The sequence below is a fragment of the Microbacterium deferens genome (genome assembly GCF_045517775.1).
In the GTDB taxonomy this organism is placed as follows: domain Bacteria; phylum Actinomycetota; class Actinomycetes; order Actinomycetales; family Microbacteriaceae; genus Microbacterium.
This window is the reverse complement of sequence record NZ_JBEUWT010000001.1, coordinates 1,795,844-1,812,718: the sequence shown is the minus strand read 5'-3', so window position 1 is coordinate 1,812,718 and position 16,875 is coordinate 1,795,844. Positions and strand designations below refer to the sequence as shown.

The following is a 16,875-nucleotide window of genomic DNA, read 5'->3' as shown; positions in this document are numbered from 1 at the left end:
CAGCGGGTGGTCAGCGCTTCGGGAGGAAGCGCTGCACGATGGCGATCGCGGGCCGCAGCTCGGGCGTGCGGAACAGCGCCAGGACGCCGACGTAGGCGACGAGGGTGACCGTGCCGATCAGGGCCGCTCCGAGCGCACCGAAGATCTTGTCGTTCGTGGTCCAGCCGTCGATGCCCCCCGTCAGGAGGAACATGCCCCAGCCGACCGCGGCGGCCGGGACGGCGGCGAGGGCGAAGCGGGCGATGGACGACATCCATGACCCGACACCGATTCCGCCCAGCCGACGGTTGAGCAGCCAGGCCGCGACGACGACCTGCGCGATGCTGGCGATCGATTGGCCCAGAGCCACGCCGACGGCGACGTGCTGCGGCGGCAAGGTCGCACCCGCTATGAGCGCCGAGGTGACGACGAGAACACCCTGGAAGAGGGTGAAGAAGAACGGTGTGCGCGTGTCGTTATACGCGTAGAAGGTGCGCTGGACCACGAAGAGTACGGCCAGGGGAACGAGTGAGACGAGATACGCGATGAGTACGGCTCCGACCGCGGGGGCCGTCGAGGCCTGGTCGGTGAAGATGCGCGAGGCGGGAACGGCGGCGACGGCCAGAGCCGCGGCGGCGACGACCGTGAAGAGGCCCAGAATACGGATGCTGCTGACGATGTCGGCCCGTACCTCGTCGTGCCGACCGGCGTTCGCGTGCTCGCTCAACCGTGTGAAGTAGGGCGTACCGATCGACAGCACGATGATCGAGTACGGGAGCATGAAGACGAGCCACGCGTTCGCCGACGCGAAGTTCGCCACGGCGTTGCCGGACGCCGGTGCCAGGACGTTGGACTGCACGATGCCGGCGATCTGGCCGACGACGACCATCAGGAACGTCCAGCCGGCCATGCGGCCGATATGGCGCAATCCCACCCCGCGCCACCGGAAGTCGGGGCGAATCCGCAGCCCTGCTCGGCGCCAGAAGAGCACGAGCACCAGGCACTGGATGACGATCCCCGCGGTCGCCGACCCCGCCAGGACGGCGATCATCAGGGGGGTCCACTCCTCGACGACCGTGATCGGGCCGCCGAAGAGGGCGATGAAGACGAGGAAGCCGGCGATCGACACGATGTTGTTGACGATGGGCGCCCAGGTATATGGACCGAACACCCGCCGCGCATTCAGGATCTCGCCGAGGAGGGCGAACAGCCCGAAGAAGAAGATCTGGGGAAGCAGCCAGTAGGCGAAGGCTGTGGCGAGGGCGTGCTGCTCCGGGGGGAACTCCCGCGCATAGAGCCCGACGAGGAGTGGTGCGACCAGCACCGCCACGCCCGTCGCCGCCACGAGGATCGTGGCGCCGAGGGTGAAGAGCTTCGAGATGAAGGCGTGGCCGCCGTCGGCATGGGACGCCGCCTTGACGATCTGCGGCACGATCACCGCGGTCAGGAGGCCCGTCGAGATGATCGCGTATGCGCTGTTGGGCAGCGAGTAGGCGACGGCCCACGCGTCGGCGGCCTGGCTGACGCTCCCGATCGCCGAGACGAGAACGATGGTGCGCAGCAGCCCGGTCAGGCGCGAGATGATCGTGCCCGCCCCGATGAGGGCGCTGGCGCGTCCGAGGCCGCTCACTCGCTCACCTCGTCTTTGCTCTCGGTGGCGGTGTTCGCCCGCGCAGCCTTGCGCCGCCGGAGCACGGTGCGGACGATGCCCGCACCCACGAAGAGCACGAGAGCCCCACCGAGGACGGCGAGGCCGATGTTCTCCCAGTCGGCGTGCACCTCCACGGCGATGCTCGTGGGCGTCCCGATCGGCTCCCCGGTGGGACTCATCAGACGCATGTCGACCGTCACGGTTCCGTTGGCGATCTGTGCGGTGACCGGGACGGCGACCCTCGTGTTGCTGTTGGCCGGCAGTGCGGTCGCGTCGGTGCGGTTCTGCATGATCAGTCGCGGGTTGTTGGGTTGCGCGATCAGCGTCACGGTGATGGGCCACGGCAGGCCGTTGCGCACGTACGGACGGTAGTCCGCTCCGTAGCTGAGGAGGTTGACGTCCGAGGCCAGGATCCCGACGGAGTCGAGCGTCGCCGCCGTCGCGGATCGGTGGTCGGCGACCGCCGTCTGGGCGGCCGCCGCATCCGCTCGCCACGTCGCACTCAGAAGCTGCAGGATCTCCGCACGCTGGCGTCCGGTCAGCAGCGTCGGGTCGTCAAGGATCGTGGCGAACCGACCGATCGTCTGTTCCTCGGCGAGCAGGGTCGTGAGATCGGCGACGCGTGCCTCGTCGGCCGGTGCGTCGATGATCTCGACGGAGGCGGAGGGGGGCGACGCGACGATCTCGTCGAGCGTGGCGGGTGCGGCGCCCGGTGCTCCCGTCGCGGCCAGGATCGCGGCACGAAGGTTCGAGCGCGAGCGGTCGGTGCCGCGGTCGACCGTCACCAGCAGCGGAGTGGACCCATCGACGAAGGCGATCTGCGCCGTCGCCTCGGCGAGCGACGCGTCGCGCTGCACGGCGTCGCCGGCGTCGCTCGCCGTGCGCAGCAGATCGGAGATGGTCGAGTCGTACGCGAGCAGTGCGGACGCTGCCGCGTCGACCCTCGCGCCGACGCGTGCCCCGTCGGCACCGGCCGACGTGCTCGAGGAGGGCACGAGGGTCAGAGCCGGTTCCTCGGCCGTGCCGAACGCCCCCAGGGCGGCCGCGACGCTCGGACCGGCGGTGCCCGTCGCAGGCCAGTACACGGCGGCTCGCGCATCTCCGATGTCGGTCGGTGCGACATCGGCGGCTGCGGCGGACTCGGGGGCAGTGGGCGTGGGGGTGGCCGTCTCGGGCGCCGTTCCGTCGGGCACGTACGAGACGAGGGAGAGCGGGCTGAGGGGCTCGGTGAGTCCCGCCTGCACCTGGGTGGCGAGGTCGGCGTCGCCGAACTGCAGCGCGAACCTCGAGTTCGGCAGGTTCATGAGTCGGTCGAGCCAGTCACGTGCGGTGCCCGGGGCGGCATCTCCCAGCACGCGGATGGCCGCGGGGATGGCGGGGTCGACAGCCAGGATCGCCGTAGTGCCGGCGACCGCGTCGAGTTGCGCGGTGAGGTCTCCGTCGGCGGCGGTGAGCTCGGCGAGGGCGTCGGAGGTCAACAGGCCGCGTGAGATGGCGGGCCCGGTGATGGGCACCACCACGCCGATGCTGACCGGGGCGCGCGGGCCGAGGATGACGACAGCGCTCGTGGAGACGAGCGTCGCGCCGCTCGCCGTGGTGGTCGTCGCGACGATCGGGTACACCCCGGCCGGGCGGCCGAGCAGGGTGGGATTCGCCGCCGCGACGCGGATCGGGGCGCTCGCCGCACCGGGGGTCCCCTGCGCGTCGATCGCGACGGAGCCGACGTCGGCGACCGCGACCCCGTCGCGCTCACCGGCGCTCCACCTCGTGAGAGCGGCACGGTCGGCCAGCGGTTGCGTTCCGATGGCCAGTGACACGGTCGAGGGGCCGCCCCCGGCGGTCAGCGAGACCGTCACGGCGAGATCGGCGCCCGGTGTGAGAACGCCGTTGTCGGCGGGGACGAGCGTGAGGGCGGGCGCGGGCGCTGCGGTGGCGGCCGGCTCGGGGGTCGCCGCAGCGAAGGCCGGTGCCGCTCCGCCGAGAAGGATCGCAAGGATCGCACCGGTCGCCGCAAGACGCCGCAGGGGTCGGCGGCGCGACGCGCGAACGCGCGGGACGTGAGGAGTCTCGATCATGCGGGGCTTCTGCTCGGGTGCGGATGGAGGCCACACCGGTGCGATTGTACGGTCCACGGCTCTGCGAGCCCTGCGCGCGCGGCGGGAAACGGGAGAATGGACGGATGCTTCCCCACCCCGATCCCGTCGCGGTTCCCGCGCTCGCCGCCGATCTCGCCGCGGCGGGTTTCACGACCGAGGCGGTGCGCGGCGCGTGGGGTGAGGAAGCCGACGACGCCATCGCCCGGGGCCTGCGCACGCCGGCGCTTCGCGCGCTGGGCTCGCGCGAAGACGCTCTGGCGGTGCTCGCCCGTCTGCTCGCGCTCGGCATCCCCCAGCCCGTCGCGCATGTCGATGCCGCCCTCCCCGTCACCCGAGCCGAGGGACTCGCCGGGCTGGGCCTCGCGACCATCGAGGACGACACGGTCCGCCCCGCCGTGCTGGTGCGCCCGCAGTCGTTCTCCGATGACACGGGCGACGGCGAGTGGTGGATCGCGAGCGACCTCGACGAGGCGGCCCTGGGCGGGGCGTTGCCGGAGGATCACGTGCTCGGCGTCGGGGGAGCGTCGCTGACCCTGGCGCGTCTGCAATCGGTCGCCCCCGCAGCATCCGGTCTCGACATCGGCACGGGGTGCGGCATCCAGGCGCTGCGCATGCGGCGAGTGGTCGACCGCGTCGTCGCCACCGACGTCTCGGTGCGGGCGCTCCGCTTCGCGGAACTGAACGCGCTGCTCAACGGCGTCGACGGCATCGAGACGCGCCTGGGAAGCCTCTTCGACCCGGCGGGTGACGACGTCTTCGACCGCATCGTGTCGAATCCGCCCTTCGTCATCACCCCGCGGGTGACCGGCGTGCCCGCGTACGAGTACCGCGATGGCGGCATGGTGGGCGATGCCCTCGTGTCCACTTTCGTCCAGGGTGTCGGGGAGCGCCTCGCGCCCGGCGGCGTGGCACAGCTGCTCGGCAACTGGGAGACCCGCGACGGCGTCGAGGGACTCGAGCGCGTGCGCGAGTGGGTGGCGGCCTCGCCCGTCGCGCTGGACGCGTGGGTGGTGGAGCGGGAGTGGCTCGATCCCGTGGCCTACGCCGAGCTGTGGATCCGCGACGGCGGCACTCTTCCCGGCTCACCCCGCTTCGCCGGCCTGGTCGACGCGTGGCTCGACGACTTCGCCGCCCGGGGCGTGACCGGCATCGGGTTCGGCTACATCGTGCTGCGGCGGGCGGCCGCGGGTGCCACACCCCTCGCCCGGTACGAGACGGCCTTCGGTGCGGGGGACGGCGCACTCGGCGCCCACGTCGACGCGGTGCTCGCCGCCCACGACCGCCTGGCCGGGCTCGATGACGACGCGCTCGCCGGTGAACGCCTGGTCGTCGCCCCCGACGTCACCGAGGCACGCCACCACCGTCCCGGTGAAGAGGAGCCCACCGTCATCGAGCTGCGTCAGGGCGGCGGCTTCGGCCGTGCGCTCTCGGTCGATCCGGGGCTCGCGGCGCTCGTGGGAGCCTGCGACGGCGACCTTCCGCTCGGTTCGCTGATCGATGCGATCGCCCAGCTGCTCGAGGTCGACGCCATCGCGCTGCGTGCCGACCTGCTGCCGCGGGTGCGCGAGCTGGTGCTCACCGGTTTTCTCGGCTGGACCCGCGGATAGGCTCGTTCAATGCTCAACATGGCCGAGGGCGTCGCGCGTCTGGGCGCGCTCGCCACCTCCCCGACCGTCGCGACCCTCGCGCGCGCCTTCGCCGACGCCGGTTTCGAGCTGGCGATCGTCGGCGGGCCCGTGCGCGACGCGCTCATCGGCCGCGCCGTCAACGACCTCGACTTCACCACGAACGCGCTCCCCGACGACATCCTCCGGATCATCACGCCGATCTCGACGGCGCGGTGGGACATCGGGCGGGATTTCGGCACGATCGGTGCCCGCGTGCGTCTGCCTGACGGCGGCACCGAGCAGGTCGAGGTCACGACCTACCGCGCCGACAGCTACGACGGGGTGACACGAAAACCGACCGTCGAGTTCGGTGACACCCTCGAGGGCGACCTCGTGCGCCGTGATTTCACGGTCAATTCCATGGCACTGCGGGTGCCGGCGCAGACCCTCGTCGACCCGACGGGAGGCGTCGAAGACCTCCTGGCGCAGACGCTGAGGACCCCTGCCGATCCGGCGGTGAGCTTCGGCGACGATCCGCTCCGGATGCTGCGCGCCGCCCGCTTCTCGGCGCAGCTCGGTTTCGACGTCGCGCCGCCGACGCTCCACGCGATGGGAGAGCTCGGCGAATCGCTGCGGATCGTGAGCCCCGAGCGCATCCAGGGCGAGCTCGTCCGACTGCTGCAGAGCGACGATCCGGTGCGGGGCATCCGCATCCTCGATGAGACGGGCCTGCTCGGCCGCTTCCTGCCGGAGGTGCCGGCGCTGCGCCTCGAGGTCGACGAGCATCATCACCACAAGGACGTCTACGAACACTCGCTGACGGTGCTGCGGCAGGCGATCGAGCTCGAGCGGTCGCGGCATCCGGGTTCTCCCCCCGACGTTCCGCTGCGTCTCGCGGCTCTTCTGCACGACATCGGCAAGCCGGCCACCCGCCGGCTCGAGCCCGGCGGAGGCGTGACCTTCCACCACCACGACGTGCGTGGCGCGCGCCTCGCGCGCAAGCGCCTGCAGGAGCTGCGGTTCGACTCCGACACGATCGGCGTGGTCTCGCGGCTCGTCGAGCTGCACCTGCGGTTCTTCGGCTACGCCGAGGGTGCCTGGACGGATTCGGCCGTGCGCCGGTACGTACGCGATGCGGGTGACGAGCTCGAGCGGCTGCACATCCTCACCCGCGCCGACGTGACCACGCGCAATCGCCGCAAGGCCGACCGCCTCTCGTTCGCGTACGACGACATCGAGACGCGCATCGCCACCCTGCGCGAGCAGGAGCAAATCGATGCGATCCGCCCCGAGATCGACGGCAACCGCATTCAGGAGATCCTGGGCATCGGTCCGGGTCGCGAGGTCGGCGAGGCCTACCGGTTCCTGCTCGACCTGCGGCTCGATGAGGGGCCGCTCGGCGAGGATGCCGCGGAGCAGCGCCTGCGCGAATGGTGGGCCGCCCGCGCCTGAGCACGCGGCGGGCTACGGCGCCGGGGACGCCGTGGGGTCGGCGTAGACGGTCGGCTGCGGAGCGGGCGAGGCGCTCGAGGACGGGTCGCCGTCCGAGCCGTCGGCCAGGGAGGGTACCCGCGGGAACGGGAACGTGGGTTCCACGGCGTCGTCGATCGCGGGTTCGCCGTCGAGCCAGTCGTCGGCGGTGACCTCCTGCAGCGGGAAGATGTTCCACACCGGCTGTCGGCCGATCTCGCGTTCGCCCACGGGGGTCGGCCCCCCGCCGCCGTAGAAGTACCAGTCGAACTCGTCGCTCTGACCGCCCCGCCCGACGGTGGTGAGCGGGCGGCCGCTCTGATCGAACAGCTGCACCCGCTCGATGGGGTTTCCCTCCGCGTCGTAGGCGAAGACGTTGCGCACGCGCTCGCCGTCGATCGCGAGACCCGGGGTCGACGAGTAGTCGACGGATGCCATCGAACCGTACGCGCGCCACTGGGCGTATGACGACATGGCGCCGAAGACCAGCATCGGCAGGAGCACCCACGCGGAGATATTGACGGTCAGGAGGATGCCGCGCCCCCACGTCTTCGTGAGCCATCGGCCGCGGCCCCACTGGACGCTCACGATCACGCAGGCGAGGAGGATCACCACACCCACCAGGTCGAGCTGCAGCCACTGGCCGCGACCGAACACCGTGATCGCTTCGAAGATCACGACCGCACGGATGAGCCACCACGCCGGGCGCAACGCGGAGAGGAAGTCCCAGGTCGCCGCCGCTGCGGGGTGGGCGCGCAGCCGGCCCGTCAGCGTCCTCGATCGTCGTGCGACACGCTCGACGAGTCCGGGGCCCCGACCGGGTTCGACGCGCGGCGGAAGCCCCGCCGCCGCGCGCAGCTCGTCGGCATACGCCGCAGCATCCGGCAGTGCGAAGGCGGCACCCCTGTCGGCTGCCTGATCGGCCATGTCGGCCGGGAGGCCGTCGACCAGCTCGTCGACCTCTTCGGCCGGCAGATCGTCGAGATGACGGCGCACCGAGGCGGCGAAGGCCGCGATGCCGGCCTCGACGGGTGAGATGTCGATCGTGCTCATCGGGCTTCTCCGATCGTGCGCAGTTTCGTGGGGGCCTTCTCGTCGAGCAGGCGCGTCATGGCGATGCTGAAGTCCGTCCAGTCGCTGCGCTGGGCGGCGAGCATGTCGCGACCCTGCGGCGTGACGGCGTAGTACTTGCGGTGCGGGCCGCCGTCGGAGGGCACCACGTAGCTCGACAGCGCTCCCGCGCTGTACAGGCGGCGGAGGGTGCCGTAGACCGAGGCGTCGCCGACGTCTCCGAGCCCCGCATCACGCAGACGGCGGACGATGTCGTAGCCGTACCCGTCGTCGTGCTGGACGACGGCGAGCACCGCCGCGTCGAGCACCCCCTTGAGCAATTGTGTCGTGTCCATGCGGCTCCTCTCGATCGAACGGTACCACGCACTGCGTAATAGCGGAACGGTGCCGACCTAGCTGATCGTCGGGGCCGCGCCTACACTGGCGTCAGCCCCATCACCGTTGATCGGAGCATCGTGTCCTCATCGTGGTCTCCCCGGCCGCGGGTGGCGCCCGACACCTCGCGCCTGCTCATCGAGCGCGCTCACGAGGAGTTCCTCTCGGGCAACGCCGACGACCTCCGTGTCGGCGACGTACGCGGCATCGTGCGCGAATCGTGGAGCCGTTCGCTCGCGTCACTGGTGGGGGCGGAGGCCCTGCCCCGGCTGGAGCTCGTGGGCGACGAGCTCGAGGCCTACCGCCGCACCCACCCGCTGGCGGGCGTGATGGAGATGGTGCGGGCTCTGCTGCTGCCCGGCACGGCCGAGGAGTCGGGGGTGGTCGTCGCGGTCGGCGACGCGGCGGGACGACTGCTGTGGGTCGAGGGTGACCGGCACGTGCGATCGCTCACCGGAGACATGGGTTTCGTCGAGGGGACGAACTGGGCCGAGGACGCCGTCGGCACGTCGGCCCCCGGGACGGCGCTCGCGCTCGGCCGATCGGTGCAGATCCGCGGAGCGGAGCACTACAACCGCCTCGTGCAGCCGTGGTCGTGCACGGCGGCCCCGGTGCACGATCCCGAGACGAGACAGCTGCTCGGAGTGATCGACGTGACGGGCGGGGTGGAGGCGGTCACACCGCAGGCCCAGTTGCTCGTCGACGCCACGGCTCGGGCGGTCGAGGGCGAGTTGCTCGTCGCCCGTCTGCGGGCGCGGGCCGCGGCCGCCGGTCGCGCACCGGTGCGGCGCCGACCGCCGGTTCGCCAGGACACTATGCTGCGCACCCTGGGCCGCGACCGCGCTCTGCTGGAGGTGACCGGTGACGGCGTCGACACGGTCGTCGAGATCTCGGCACGCCACGCCGAGATCCTCCTCATGCTCGCCGTGCACCGCGAAGGATTGTCGGCCGAGGCCTTGAGCGAGCTCGTCTACGACCACGCGACGCCCGAGACCCTGCGTCCCGAGATGGTGCGCCTGCGCCGCGTGCTCGAGCCGATCGCACCGGGTCTCGTGCCGACCTCGCGGCCCTACCGCCTACCCTCGCCGCTCGAGACCGACGCCCACCACGTCCTGTCGCTTCTCGACCGCGGTGCGCACCGCGTCGCCTTCGCCGCCTACCGCGGGCCCGTGCTGCCCGACTCGACATCGCCCGGCGTCGCCGACGTGCGCGAATCGGTGCGACTCGCCCTTCGAGAGGCACTGATCGCCGAGGCGGGGGTCGATGTCCTCCTCGCCTACGCCGACACCGCCGACGGGCGGGACGACGACGAGGTGCTGCGCCTGTGCCTGGCGCTGCTTCCGGCGCGCTCGCCCAAACGCGCCGGGCTGGTCGCGCGCATCGAACGCCTCGAGCAGCACTGACCGGCGCGCATCACCGCGGAGCCGTCGGCGGCGGTCGTTACGCTGAACACATGGACGCACAGACCCTCGACATCTTCTCGGCCGCCCGCGCCCGCCGCGACGTCGCGCGCATCCGCGAGGCGCTCGCCGAGGTGCGCTCCGGCGATGTCGCGCGGGTGATCGTGCGCTCGCCGCGCTACGGGCTGTACGCCGTCGAGGGTCCGGTGCGCATCGGGGTGGGCGGTCAGCCGATCGTCGGCGACGTGATCCTGGCGACGAGCTCCGAGATCCAGCGCATCGAACTCGCCGTCGCCGCCCCCGAGGCCGACGCCGATGCAGAGGTCGTCGACCCCGGCTCGCTCTCGCACGGCACTCCGGTGCGCGCGACCCTCCAGACGCCCACGCACGGCGTCTTCGCGGTGACCGGCCCCGTCACCTCCGGCAACGACGCCTTCCTCCTGGTGGGCAGCTGGATCGTCGCCGACGGCGGAGCCATCGCTCCCCGCGTGATCTCGATCGAGCGCCTCGAGGGCCTCGACCTGCACGAGGGCAACGTGCCGCCACTGCGCTCGGTGCTCGTCGACGCCGAGGTGTAGTCGGCTCTCCGGATGCCGCGGCGTGCCCGCCGCAGCATCCGTTCGTCTCCTTCGATCCGCGCAACCGGATGCAACGTGCGCCGACGTACCGTCGGGGCATCGCCGCCGTGAAGCCGCCGCGGCGATTCATGACCGTCGAAGGAGACACAACATGACCATCGTCGAAGAGGGCGTCTCGAGCGTCTACGCAGCCCCCGGCCAGCGCGGTGCGCTCGCCGAGTATCGCAACCGGTACGGCCACTACATCGGCGGCGAATGGGTCGCCCCGGTCAAGGGCGAGTACTTCGAGAACATCACCCCGATCACGGGGAAGGCGTTCTGCGAGGTCGGTCGAGGCACCGTCGAAGACATCGACCGGGCCGTCGACGCCGGGTGGAAGGCGTTCGCCGGCTGGGGCAAGACCACGCCCGCCGAGCGCAGCATCATCCTCAACAAGATCGCCGACCGCATGGAGCAGCACCTCGAATCGATCGCGGTCGCCGAGACGTGGGAGAACGGCAAGCCGGTGCGCGAGACGCTCGCCGCCGACATCCCGCTCGCGATCGACCACTTCCGCTACTTCGCCGGGGTGCTCCGTGCCCAGGAGGGCTCGCTCAGCCAGCTCGACGAGAACACGGTCGCCTACCACTTCAACGAACCGCTCGGTGTGGTGGGACAGATCATCCCGTGGAACTTCCCCATCCTCATGGCGACGTGGAAGCTCGCCCCGGCGCTCGCCGCGGGCAACTGCGTGGTGCTCAAGCCTGCCGAACAGACACCCGCGTCGATCCTGTTCCTCTTCGACCTCATCGGCGATCTGCTGCCGGCCGGGGTCGTGAACATCGTCAACGGCTTCGGCATCGAGGCCGGAGCACCGCTGGCCTCCCACAAGCGCATTCGCAAGATCGCGTTCACCGGTGAGACGACGACCGGTCGCCTGATCATGCAGTACGCCTCGCAGAACCTCATCCCGGTGACGCTCGAACTCGGAGGCAAGAGCCCGAACGTGTTCTTCGAAGACGTCGCGCGCTCGACCGACGACGCCTACTACGACAAGGCGCTGGAGGGGTTCACCCTCTTCGCGCTGAACCAGGGCGAGGTCTGCACGTGCCCGTCGCGCGCGCTCATCCAGCGCTCGATCTACGACGGGTTCCTCGCCGACGGGCTCGACCGTGTGGCGAAGGTGAAGCAGGGCAATCCGCTCGATCCCGAGACGATGATCGGCGCGCAGGCCTCGAACGACCAGCTCGAGAAGATCCTGTCGTACATCGACATCGGCACGCAGGGCGGTGCGAAGCTCCTCGCCGGCGGCGAGCGGGTCGACCTCGGCGGCGAGCTGTCGGGCGGCTACTACGTCGCGCCGACCGTCTTCGAGGGCACGAACGACATGCGCATCTTCCAGGAGGAGATCTTCGGACCCGTGCTGTCGGTGACCTCGTTCGACGACTTCGACGACGCGATGTCGATCGCGAACGACAGCCTCTACGGTCTCGGCGCGGGAGTGTGGAGCCGCAACGGCGACACCGCCTATCGCGCGGGCCGGGCGATCCAGGCCGGACGCGTGTGGACGAACACCTACCACCAGTACCCCGCGCACGCGGCGTTCGGAGGGTACAAGCAGTCGGGCATCGGCCGCGAGAACCACCTGCGGATGCTGGACCACTACCAGCAGACGAAGAACCTGCTCGTGTCGTACGCCGACGGGGCGATGGGCTTCTTCTGATCGGCGCCGCATCCGCTCGACGAAAGGACCTCTCATGACCGACTACTCGCGGGTCGACGTGACCGAAGCCGCGGCATCGCTGCTTCGCGACCTCACGAAGCAGCACGGTCCGCTGATGTTCCACCAGTCGGGCGGATGCTGCGACGGTAGCTCGCCCATGTGCTACCCGGTGGGGATGTTCCTCACCGGGTCGGGTGACGTGCATCTCGGGGCGATCGACGCCGGGCTCGACCCTTCGGCAGGCTCAGGGCAGGCATCGATCCGCTCGGAGCCGATCGACCCCATCGAGGTGTACATGTCGGAGTCGCAGTTCGAGTACTGGAAGTACACGCACCTCACCATCGACGTCGTGCCGGGCCGCGGCGCCGGCTTCTCGGTCGAGGGCCCGACGGGCATGCGGTTCCTGATCCGGTCGCGGATGCTGGAGCCCGCCGAGCTGGAGGCCTTCGGGCTCGCGAAGGGCTGAGCTCGCAGCATCCGTTCGTCGGAGAAACGCACCGAGGTCGGAGGTTTCACGTGAAAACCTCCGACCTCGGTGTGAGCCTCCGACGCGGGTGCGTCAGGGAACGACGACGGCGCGGCCGCGCACCTCGCCGTGGTGGAGCTTGCGGTACGCCTCGACGGCCTGGTCGAGGTCGTAGCGCTCGACGTGCACGCCGACCGACCCGGTGCGCGCGAGATCGAGCACCTCGATGAGCTCGCCCCGCGTGCCCCAGTAGGGCGCGCGAACGGCCGCGCCCATCGGCGTGGAGAAGAAGCCGGCGGGCATGATGCCGCCGCCGATCCCGACGATGTGGATGAAGCTGTTGACGGCGGCGACCTCGCGGGCGAGGTCGATGGTGGGCTGCACGCCGACGAAGTCGAAGACGGCAGACGCGCCGAGCCCGTTCGTCAGTTCGCGGATGCTGTCGGCCGCGCCCGGGCCGGAGACCACCGTGTGGTGAGCGCCGACCTCGGTCGCCAGTTCGAGCTTCTCCTCGCTCACGTCGACGGCGATGACCGTGACCTGCGAGATCGCCCGCAGGATCTGCACGCCGACGTGGCCGAGGCCTCCGACGCCGATGACCACGGCGACGCCGCCCGGGTAGAGCTTCTCTCGGGCCGAGACGATCGCGTGGTACGGCGTGAGGCCGGCGTCGGTGAGCGATACGGTCTCGACCGGGTCGAGGTCGCCCAGCGGCACGAGGTGGCGCGGGTCGTCGACGATGACGTACTCGGCCATCGCGCCGGGCGCACCGAGGCCGGGAGGGGTGATGCCGAGCTCGGCCGCGTAGGGGCAGTAGTTCTCGGCGCCCTGCGCGCAGGCGTGGCAGCGCCCGCAGCCCCACGGCCCGTAGATGGCGTAGGGGTCTCCGACCTTCAGGCCCTCGACGCCGTCGCCGAGCTTGTCGATGACGCCGGCTCCCTCGTGACCGAGGGTGAGGGGCAGGCCGTAGGTGTACTGCTCCTCGGGGAGGTCCATCACGAACCAGTCGGAGTGGCAGAGCCCTGCCGCGGTGACCTTGAGGCGGATCTGGCCGGGGCCGGGTTCGGGGGTATCGATCTCGACGACCTCGGGTCCTTTGCCGATCTCGCGATACTGCACTGCCTTCATGGCTCTCCTTCTCTCAGGGCGGTACCTCCACTCTGCACCCGCGACGCTTCCGCGTCACGGGGGGTGTCGCATCGCCGGGCCGTCAGCGGCCCAGGATCGCCGTCCAGCCACCCATCACGGTGAACAGCCAGCCCGCGCCGAGCACGCCGAAGACGATCAGCGCGACCCAGGGCACGCCCGTCTTGAGTCGACGGCCGGATGCTGCGACACCGGGCGGTGGCGGAAGCAGAACCGGCGTAGGTCCGGGTTGCGCCCCCGGGATGCCCGAGGCGACCGCGTCGAGGGCGGGGGGTGCGAGCCGGTCGTCGCGCCAGCGCGCCCACTGGGAGAGCTTGTCGAGCAGCGCGGCGACCACGGTGAACATCCAGCCCCACGTCGCCGGATCGAGGGTCGACAGGTCGCGCTTGGCATAGAGGAAGAGCCAGTCGTCGACGATCTCGACGTCGAGCTGCGCGGCGTTGTCGATGAAGCGCGCCATGATGTCGGGCGTGAAGAGGTAGAGCGCATCGCGCTCGTAGCCCTGGGGGCAGTACAGCGCGAAATGACGGTCGAAGTCGCCCTCGAGGCTCAGCCGCTGGTCGCGGTCGTAGACGGCGGGGAGGTTGGAGGCGCCGAAGAGGCCGTTGTTGCCGATCGCGTCGAGGATGATGTGCGGCAGGGGCACGTCCAGCTTCACGGCGACGTAGCCCCAGCGATGCGTGGTGCGGTTCTTGCCGCTGCCCGTCGTGTAGCGGTAGTTCGCGAACTCGACGAAGCGCGGCTGCTCTCCGCGCATCAGGTCGCTCGAGGCGCGGCTGCTCCCCCGCTGGAAGATCATGCCCGGAAGCTGCGGGTCATCGAGCTTCGGCAGGTAGGTGAGGCCGTTCGCGCGCGCGAACCGGTCGAGGCGCATCCAGCGCGCGGCCTGCCCCCGGATGCCGCGCACGGCGAAGAAGACGATGAGGCCGAAGACCGCGATCGCGACGATCACAGGGAAGACGGCGGCGGCCCCGAGCCCGCCCCGCACGAGCGCCGTCACGACACCGACGCCGACGGTGAAGAACGCGGAGACGATCACGAGCCCGACGATGACCGCGACGACGATGACCGCGGCGTTCGACGTCGGAGCGCGCCCCTCCGCCTTCATGCGCCGGGCATGGGCACGCGCCTCGCGCGCATCGACGGGCTCGGTCAGCGGGCGCGCATCGAACGCCACGCCGCTCATCGGGTCTCCGGTGTCCGCTGCATGGCGTCCACGCTACTCACGCGCCCCCGGCGCGCGTGGAACCGCGAGACGTCAGTCTGGCTACGAGACTTCGCTCCTTGGACGCAGTCTCGTGCCCAGGATGATGTCTCGCGAGTTGGGGGGCGACCGGGCGAGGGAGCGCGATTCGTGGGAGACGAGGCATCCGCTACACTGAGGAGGTTGTCTGGCAGCGGTCTGTCCGCGTGAGTCCCGATGACGTGCACACACCCTCCTGCTTCCGGGAAATGCCCGGAAGCCGTTCTAGTCCGAAGGAGGTGGGTTAGTGACGCACCAGTACGAACTCATGGTCATCCTTGATCCCGAGGTCGACGAGCGCCAGGTCGCTCCGAAGCTCGATGGTTTCCTCAAGGTCATCACGAACGACGGCGGCTCGATCGACAAGGTCGACATCTGGGGCCGCCGGCGACTCGCTTACGAGATCCAGAAGAAGAACGAAGGCATCTACGCCGTCGTCAGCTTCACCGCCACGAGCGAGGCCACGCAGGAACTCGACCGTCAGCTCAAGCTGAACGAGCAGATCATGCGTACCAAGGTCCTCCGTGCCGAGGAAGCGATCGCCATGATCGCCTCCGAGAAGCAGCGCTCCGACGAGAAGGCTGCCCGCAAGGCAGCGCGCCCCGCCAAGCAGGACGCGTAGCGCCATGGCCGGTGAAACGATCATCACGGTCGTCGGCAACCTCACCGCCGATCCCGAGCTGCGTTACACGCAGAACGGGCTCCCGGTGGCGAACTTCACCATCGCGTCGACCCCCCGCACGTTCGACCGTCAGGCGAACGAGTGGAAGGACGGCGAAGCGCTGTTCCTCCGCGCGTCGGTGTGGCGCGAGTTCGCCGAGCACGTGGCGGGTTCGCTGACGAAGGGTGCACGGGTCGTTGCGACCGGTCGCCTCAAGCAGCGCTCCTACCAGGACCGCGAGGGCCAGAACCGCACCTCGATCGAGCTCGAGGTCGACGAGATCGGCCCCTCGCTGCGTTACGCGACCGCACAGGTCACGCGCGCAGCGTCGGGCGGCGGAAGCGGCCAGACCGGTGGCGGGCAGTCCCGTCCTCAGGTCGCGGCCGACGAGCCGTGGTCGACGCCCGGATCCTCGACCGGAGGCAGCACTCCCGCCGCCGGCGGAGCCGACGCGTGGAGCACGCCCGGCAGCTACGGCGACGACACCCCCTTCTAAATGCCCGCCGATCGGCAGCGCGGTGAGAACCGCACGGTGCCGAGAGACAGCATCCACATTTCACAGTAAGGAAGCACTATGGCTGGAAAAGCCACCGGCGACCGCCGGAAGCCGCGGAAGGGCGCGAAGAACGCGGCCCCCGCGAAGGCGATCCGCGTCGGCCTCATCGACTACAAGGATGTCGCCACCCTCCGCAAGTTCATCTCGGAGCGCGGGAAGATCCGCGCCCGTCGTATCACCGGTGTCTCGGTGCAGGAGCAGCGACTCATCGCCCGCGCGATCAAGAACGCGCGCGAGATGGCTCTCCTGCCTTACGCCGGCGCCGGCCGCTAAGGAGCAACCATGTCGAAGCTCATTCTCACGAACGAGGTCACGGGGCTCGGTAGCGCCGGAGACGTCATCGAGGTCAAGGACGGCTACGCCCGTAACTACCTCATCCCCCAGGGATTCGCTGTGGCGTGGACCCGCGGTGGCGAGAAGCAGGTCGCGTCGATTCGCGCGGCCCGTGAATCGCGCGCGATCCACGACCACGAAGAGGCTGTCGCCCTGAAGGACACCCTCGAGTCGAACAAGGTCAAGCTCGCCGTCAAGGCTGGCAACGAAGGCCGCCTCTTCGGCGCCGTCAAGACCGGCGACGTCGCAGACGCCGTCAAGGCCGCCGGTTTCGGCGACCTCGACAAGCGCAAGATCCAGATCACGTCGCCGATCAAGTCGGTCGGCGAGCACGAGGCGACCGTTCGCCTGCGTGACGATCTCACCGCCGTGATCACCCTCCAGGTGGTCGCTGCGAAGTAGTACCGAACGTCGGTCCTTCGGGACCATCGGATGCCGCGGACCCTCAGGGGTTCGCGGCATCCGTCGTTCCACGGCAGTGCGCCGATTGCTCGGCGTCCGAGCGACTCCTCCGGCCGCCTATGTCAAGTTTTCGCGGAAG

General features: G+C 70.3%; 16 protein-coding genes. 10 read left to right on the top strand and 6 right to left on the bottom strand.

Features of this window, described 5'->3' with window-relative positions; translation table 11 throughout:
- Positions 1-10: 10 nt before the first annotated feature.
- Both murJ and ABTU82_RS08580 read right to left on the bottom strand, forming a co-directional pair.
- The gene (murJ, locus tag ABTU82_RS08585; protein ID WP_407172920.1) at positions 11-1,609 is read right to left on the bottom strand and encodes a murein biosynthesis integral membrane protein MurJ; all 1,599 of its coding nucleotides are present in this window, start codon (positions 1,607-1,609) and stop codon (positions 11-13) included.
- A complete protein-coding gene (locus ABTU82_RS08580) occupies positions 1,606-3,705 on the bottom strand; it encodes a DUF6049 family protein (protein ID WP_407172918.1) in 2,100 nt (699 codons plus the stop codon). Before ABTU82_RS08580 ends, murJ begins: the two co-directional genes overlap by 4 nt.
- A 104-nt stretch (positions 3,706-3,809) precedes the next feature.
- Between ABTU82_RS08580 and ABTU82_RS08575 the strand changes: the two genes are divergently transcribed.
- Positions 3,810-5,333, top strand: coding sequence for a DUF7059 domain-containing protein (locus ABTU82_RS08575; RefSeq protein ID WP_407172916.1), 1,524 nt, complete (start codon positions 3,810-3,812; stop codon positions 5,331-5,333).
- Positions 5,334-5,342: 9 nt separating this feature from the next.
- Positions 5,343-6,785, top strand: a complete 1,443-nt coding sequence (locus tag ABTU82_RS08570; RefSeq protein ID WP_407172914.1) for a CCA tRNA nucleotidyltransferase — start codon at positions 5,343-5,345, stop codon at positions 6,783-6,785.
- 12 nt (positions 6,786-6,797) lie between these two features.
- On the opposite strand, the gene ABTU82_RS08565 is transcribed toward ABTU82_RS08570, so the two are convergent.
- Positions 6,798-7,856: a hypothetical protein gene (locus ABTU82_RS08565; protein ID WP_407172913.1), complete on the bottom strand. Its 1,059-nt coding sequence runs from the start codon at positions 7,854-7,856 to the stop codon at positions 6,798-6,800.
- Positions 7,853-8,209, bottom strand: a complete 357-nt coding sequence (locus ABTU82_RS08560) for a PadR family transcriptional regulator (protein WP_116646946.1) — start codon at positions 8,207-8,209, stop codon at positions 7,853-7,855. The genes ABTU82_RS08565 and ABTU82_RS08560 overlap by 4 nt, the downstream gene beginning before the upstream one ends.
- 120 nt (positions 8,210-8,329) lie before the next feature.
- Between ABTU82_RS08560 and ABTU82_RS08555 the strand changes: the two genes are divergently transcribed.
- From ABTU82_RS08555 to ABTU82_RS08540, 4 genes are all read left to right on the top strand, one after another.
- Positions 8,330-9,652 (top strand): GAF domain-containing protein, encoded by a 1,323-nt coding sequence (locus ABTU82_RS08555; RefSeq protein WP_407172911.1) that lies wholly within the window; start codon positions 8,330-8,332, stop codon positions 9,650-9,652.
- A 50-nt stretch (positions 9,653-9,702) separates the two neighbouring features.
- The gene (locus ABTU82_RS08550) at positions 9,703-10,227 is read left to right on the top strand and encodes a hypothetical protein (RefSeq protein WP_407172909.1); all 525 of its coding nucleotides are present in this window, start codon (positions 9,703-9,705) and stop codon (positions 10,225-10,227) included.
- Between the two features lie 151 nt (positions 10,228-10,378).
- A complete protein-coding gene (exaC, locus tag ABTU82_RS08545; RefSeq protein WP_116646943.1) occupies positions 10,379-11,929 on the top strand; it encodes an acetaldehyde dehydrogenase ExaC in 1,551 nt (516 codons plus the stop codon).
- A 34-nt stretch (positions 11,930-11,963) separates the two neighbouring features.
- The gene (locus ABTU82_RS08540; protein WP_407172908.1) at positions 11,964-12,395 is read left to right on the top strand and encodes a DUF779 domain-containing protein; all 432 of its coding nucleotides are present in this window, start codon (positions 11,964-11,966) and stop codon (positions 12,393-12,395) included.
- Between the two features lie 93 nt (positions 12,396-12,488).
- On the opposite strand, the gene ABTU82_RS08535 is transcribed toward ABTU82_RS08540, so the two are convergent.
- Together ABTU82_RS08535 and ABTU82_RS08530 are read right to left on the bottom strand one after the other, a co-directional pair.
- The gene (locus ABTU82_RS08535) at positions 12,489-13,523 is read right to left on the bottom strand and encodes an NAD(P)-dependent alcohol dehydrogenase (RefSeq protein ID WP_121150925.1); all 1,035 of its coding nucleotides are present in this window, start codon (positions 13,521-13,523) and stop codon (positions 12,489-12,491) included.
- 82 nt (positions 13,524-13,605) lie between these two features.
- Positions 13,606-14,727, bottom strand: a complete 1,122-nt coding sequence (locus ABTU82_RS08530) for a hypothetical protein (RefSeq protein ID WP_407172905.1) — start codon at positions 14,725-14,727, stop codon at positions 13,606-13,608.
- A 304-nt stretch (positions 14,728-15,031) separates the two neighbouring features.
- Between ABTU82_RS08530 and rpsF the strand changes: the two genes are divergently transcribed.
- The 4 genes from rpsF to rplI all read left to right on the top strand — a co-directional run bounded on the left by rpsF (position 15,032) and on the right by rplI (position 16,736).
- Entirely contained in the window at positions 15,032-15,406 is a 375-nt protein-coding gene (gene rpsF / locus ABTU82_RS08525; protein WP_116646939.1) for a 30S ribosomal protein S6, read from the top strand.
- A gap of 4 nt (positions 15,407-15,410) precedes the next feature.
- Positions 15,411-15,941 (top strand): single-stranded DNA-binding protein, encoded by a 531-nt coding sequence (locus ABTU82_RS08520; protein ID WP_116646938.1) that lies wholly within the window; start codon positions 15,411-15,413, stop codon positions 15,939-15,941.
- A gap of 78 nt (positions 15,942-16,019) precedes the next feature.
- Positions 16,020-16,274, top strand: a complete 255-nt coding sequence (gene rpsR / locus ABTU82_RS08515) for a 30S ribosomal protein S18 (RefSeq protein ID WP_116646937.1) — start codon at positions 16,020-16,022, stop codon at positions 16,272-16,274.
- A gap of 9 nt (positions 16,275-16,283) precedes the next feature.
- Positions 16,284-16,736: a 50S ribosomal protein L9 gene (gene rplI / locus ABTU82_RS08510; RefSeq protein ID WP_116646936.1), complete on the top strand. Its 453-nt coding sequence runs from the start codon at positions 16,284-16,286 to the stop codon at positions 16,734-16,736.
- The last annotated feature ends 139 nt before the right edge of the window (positions 16,737-16,875 follow it).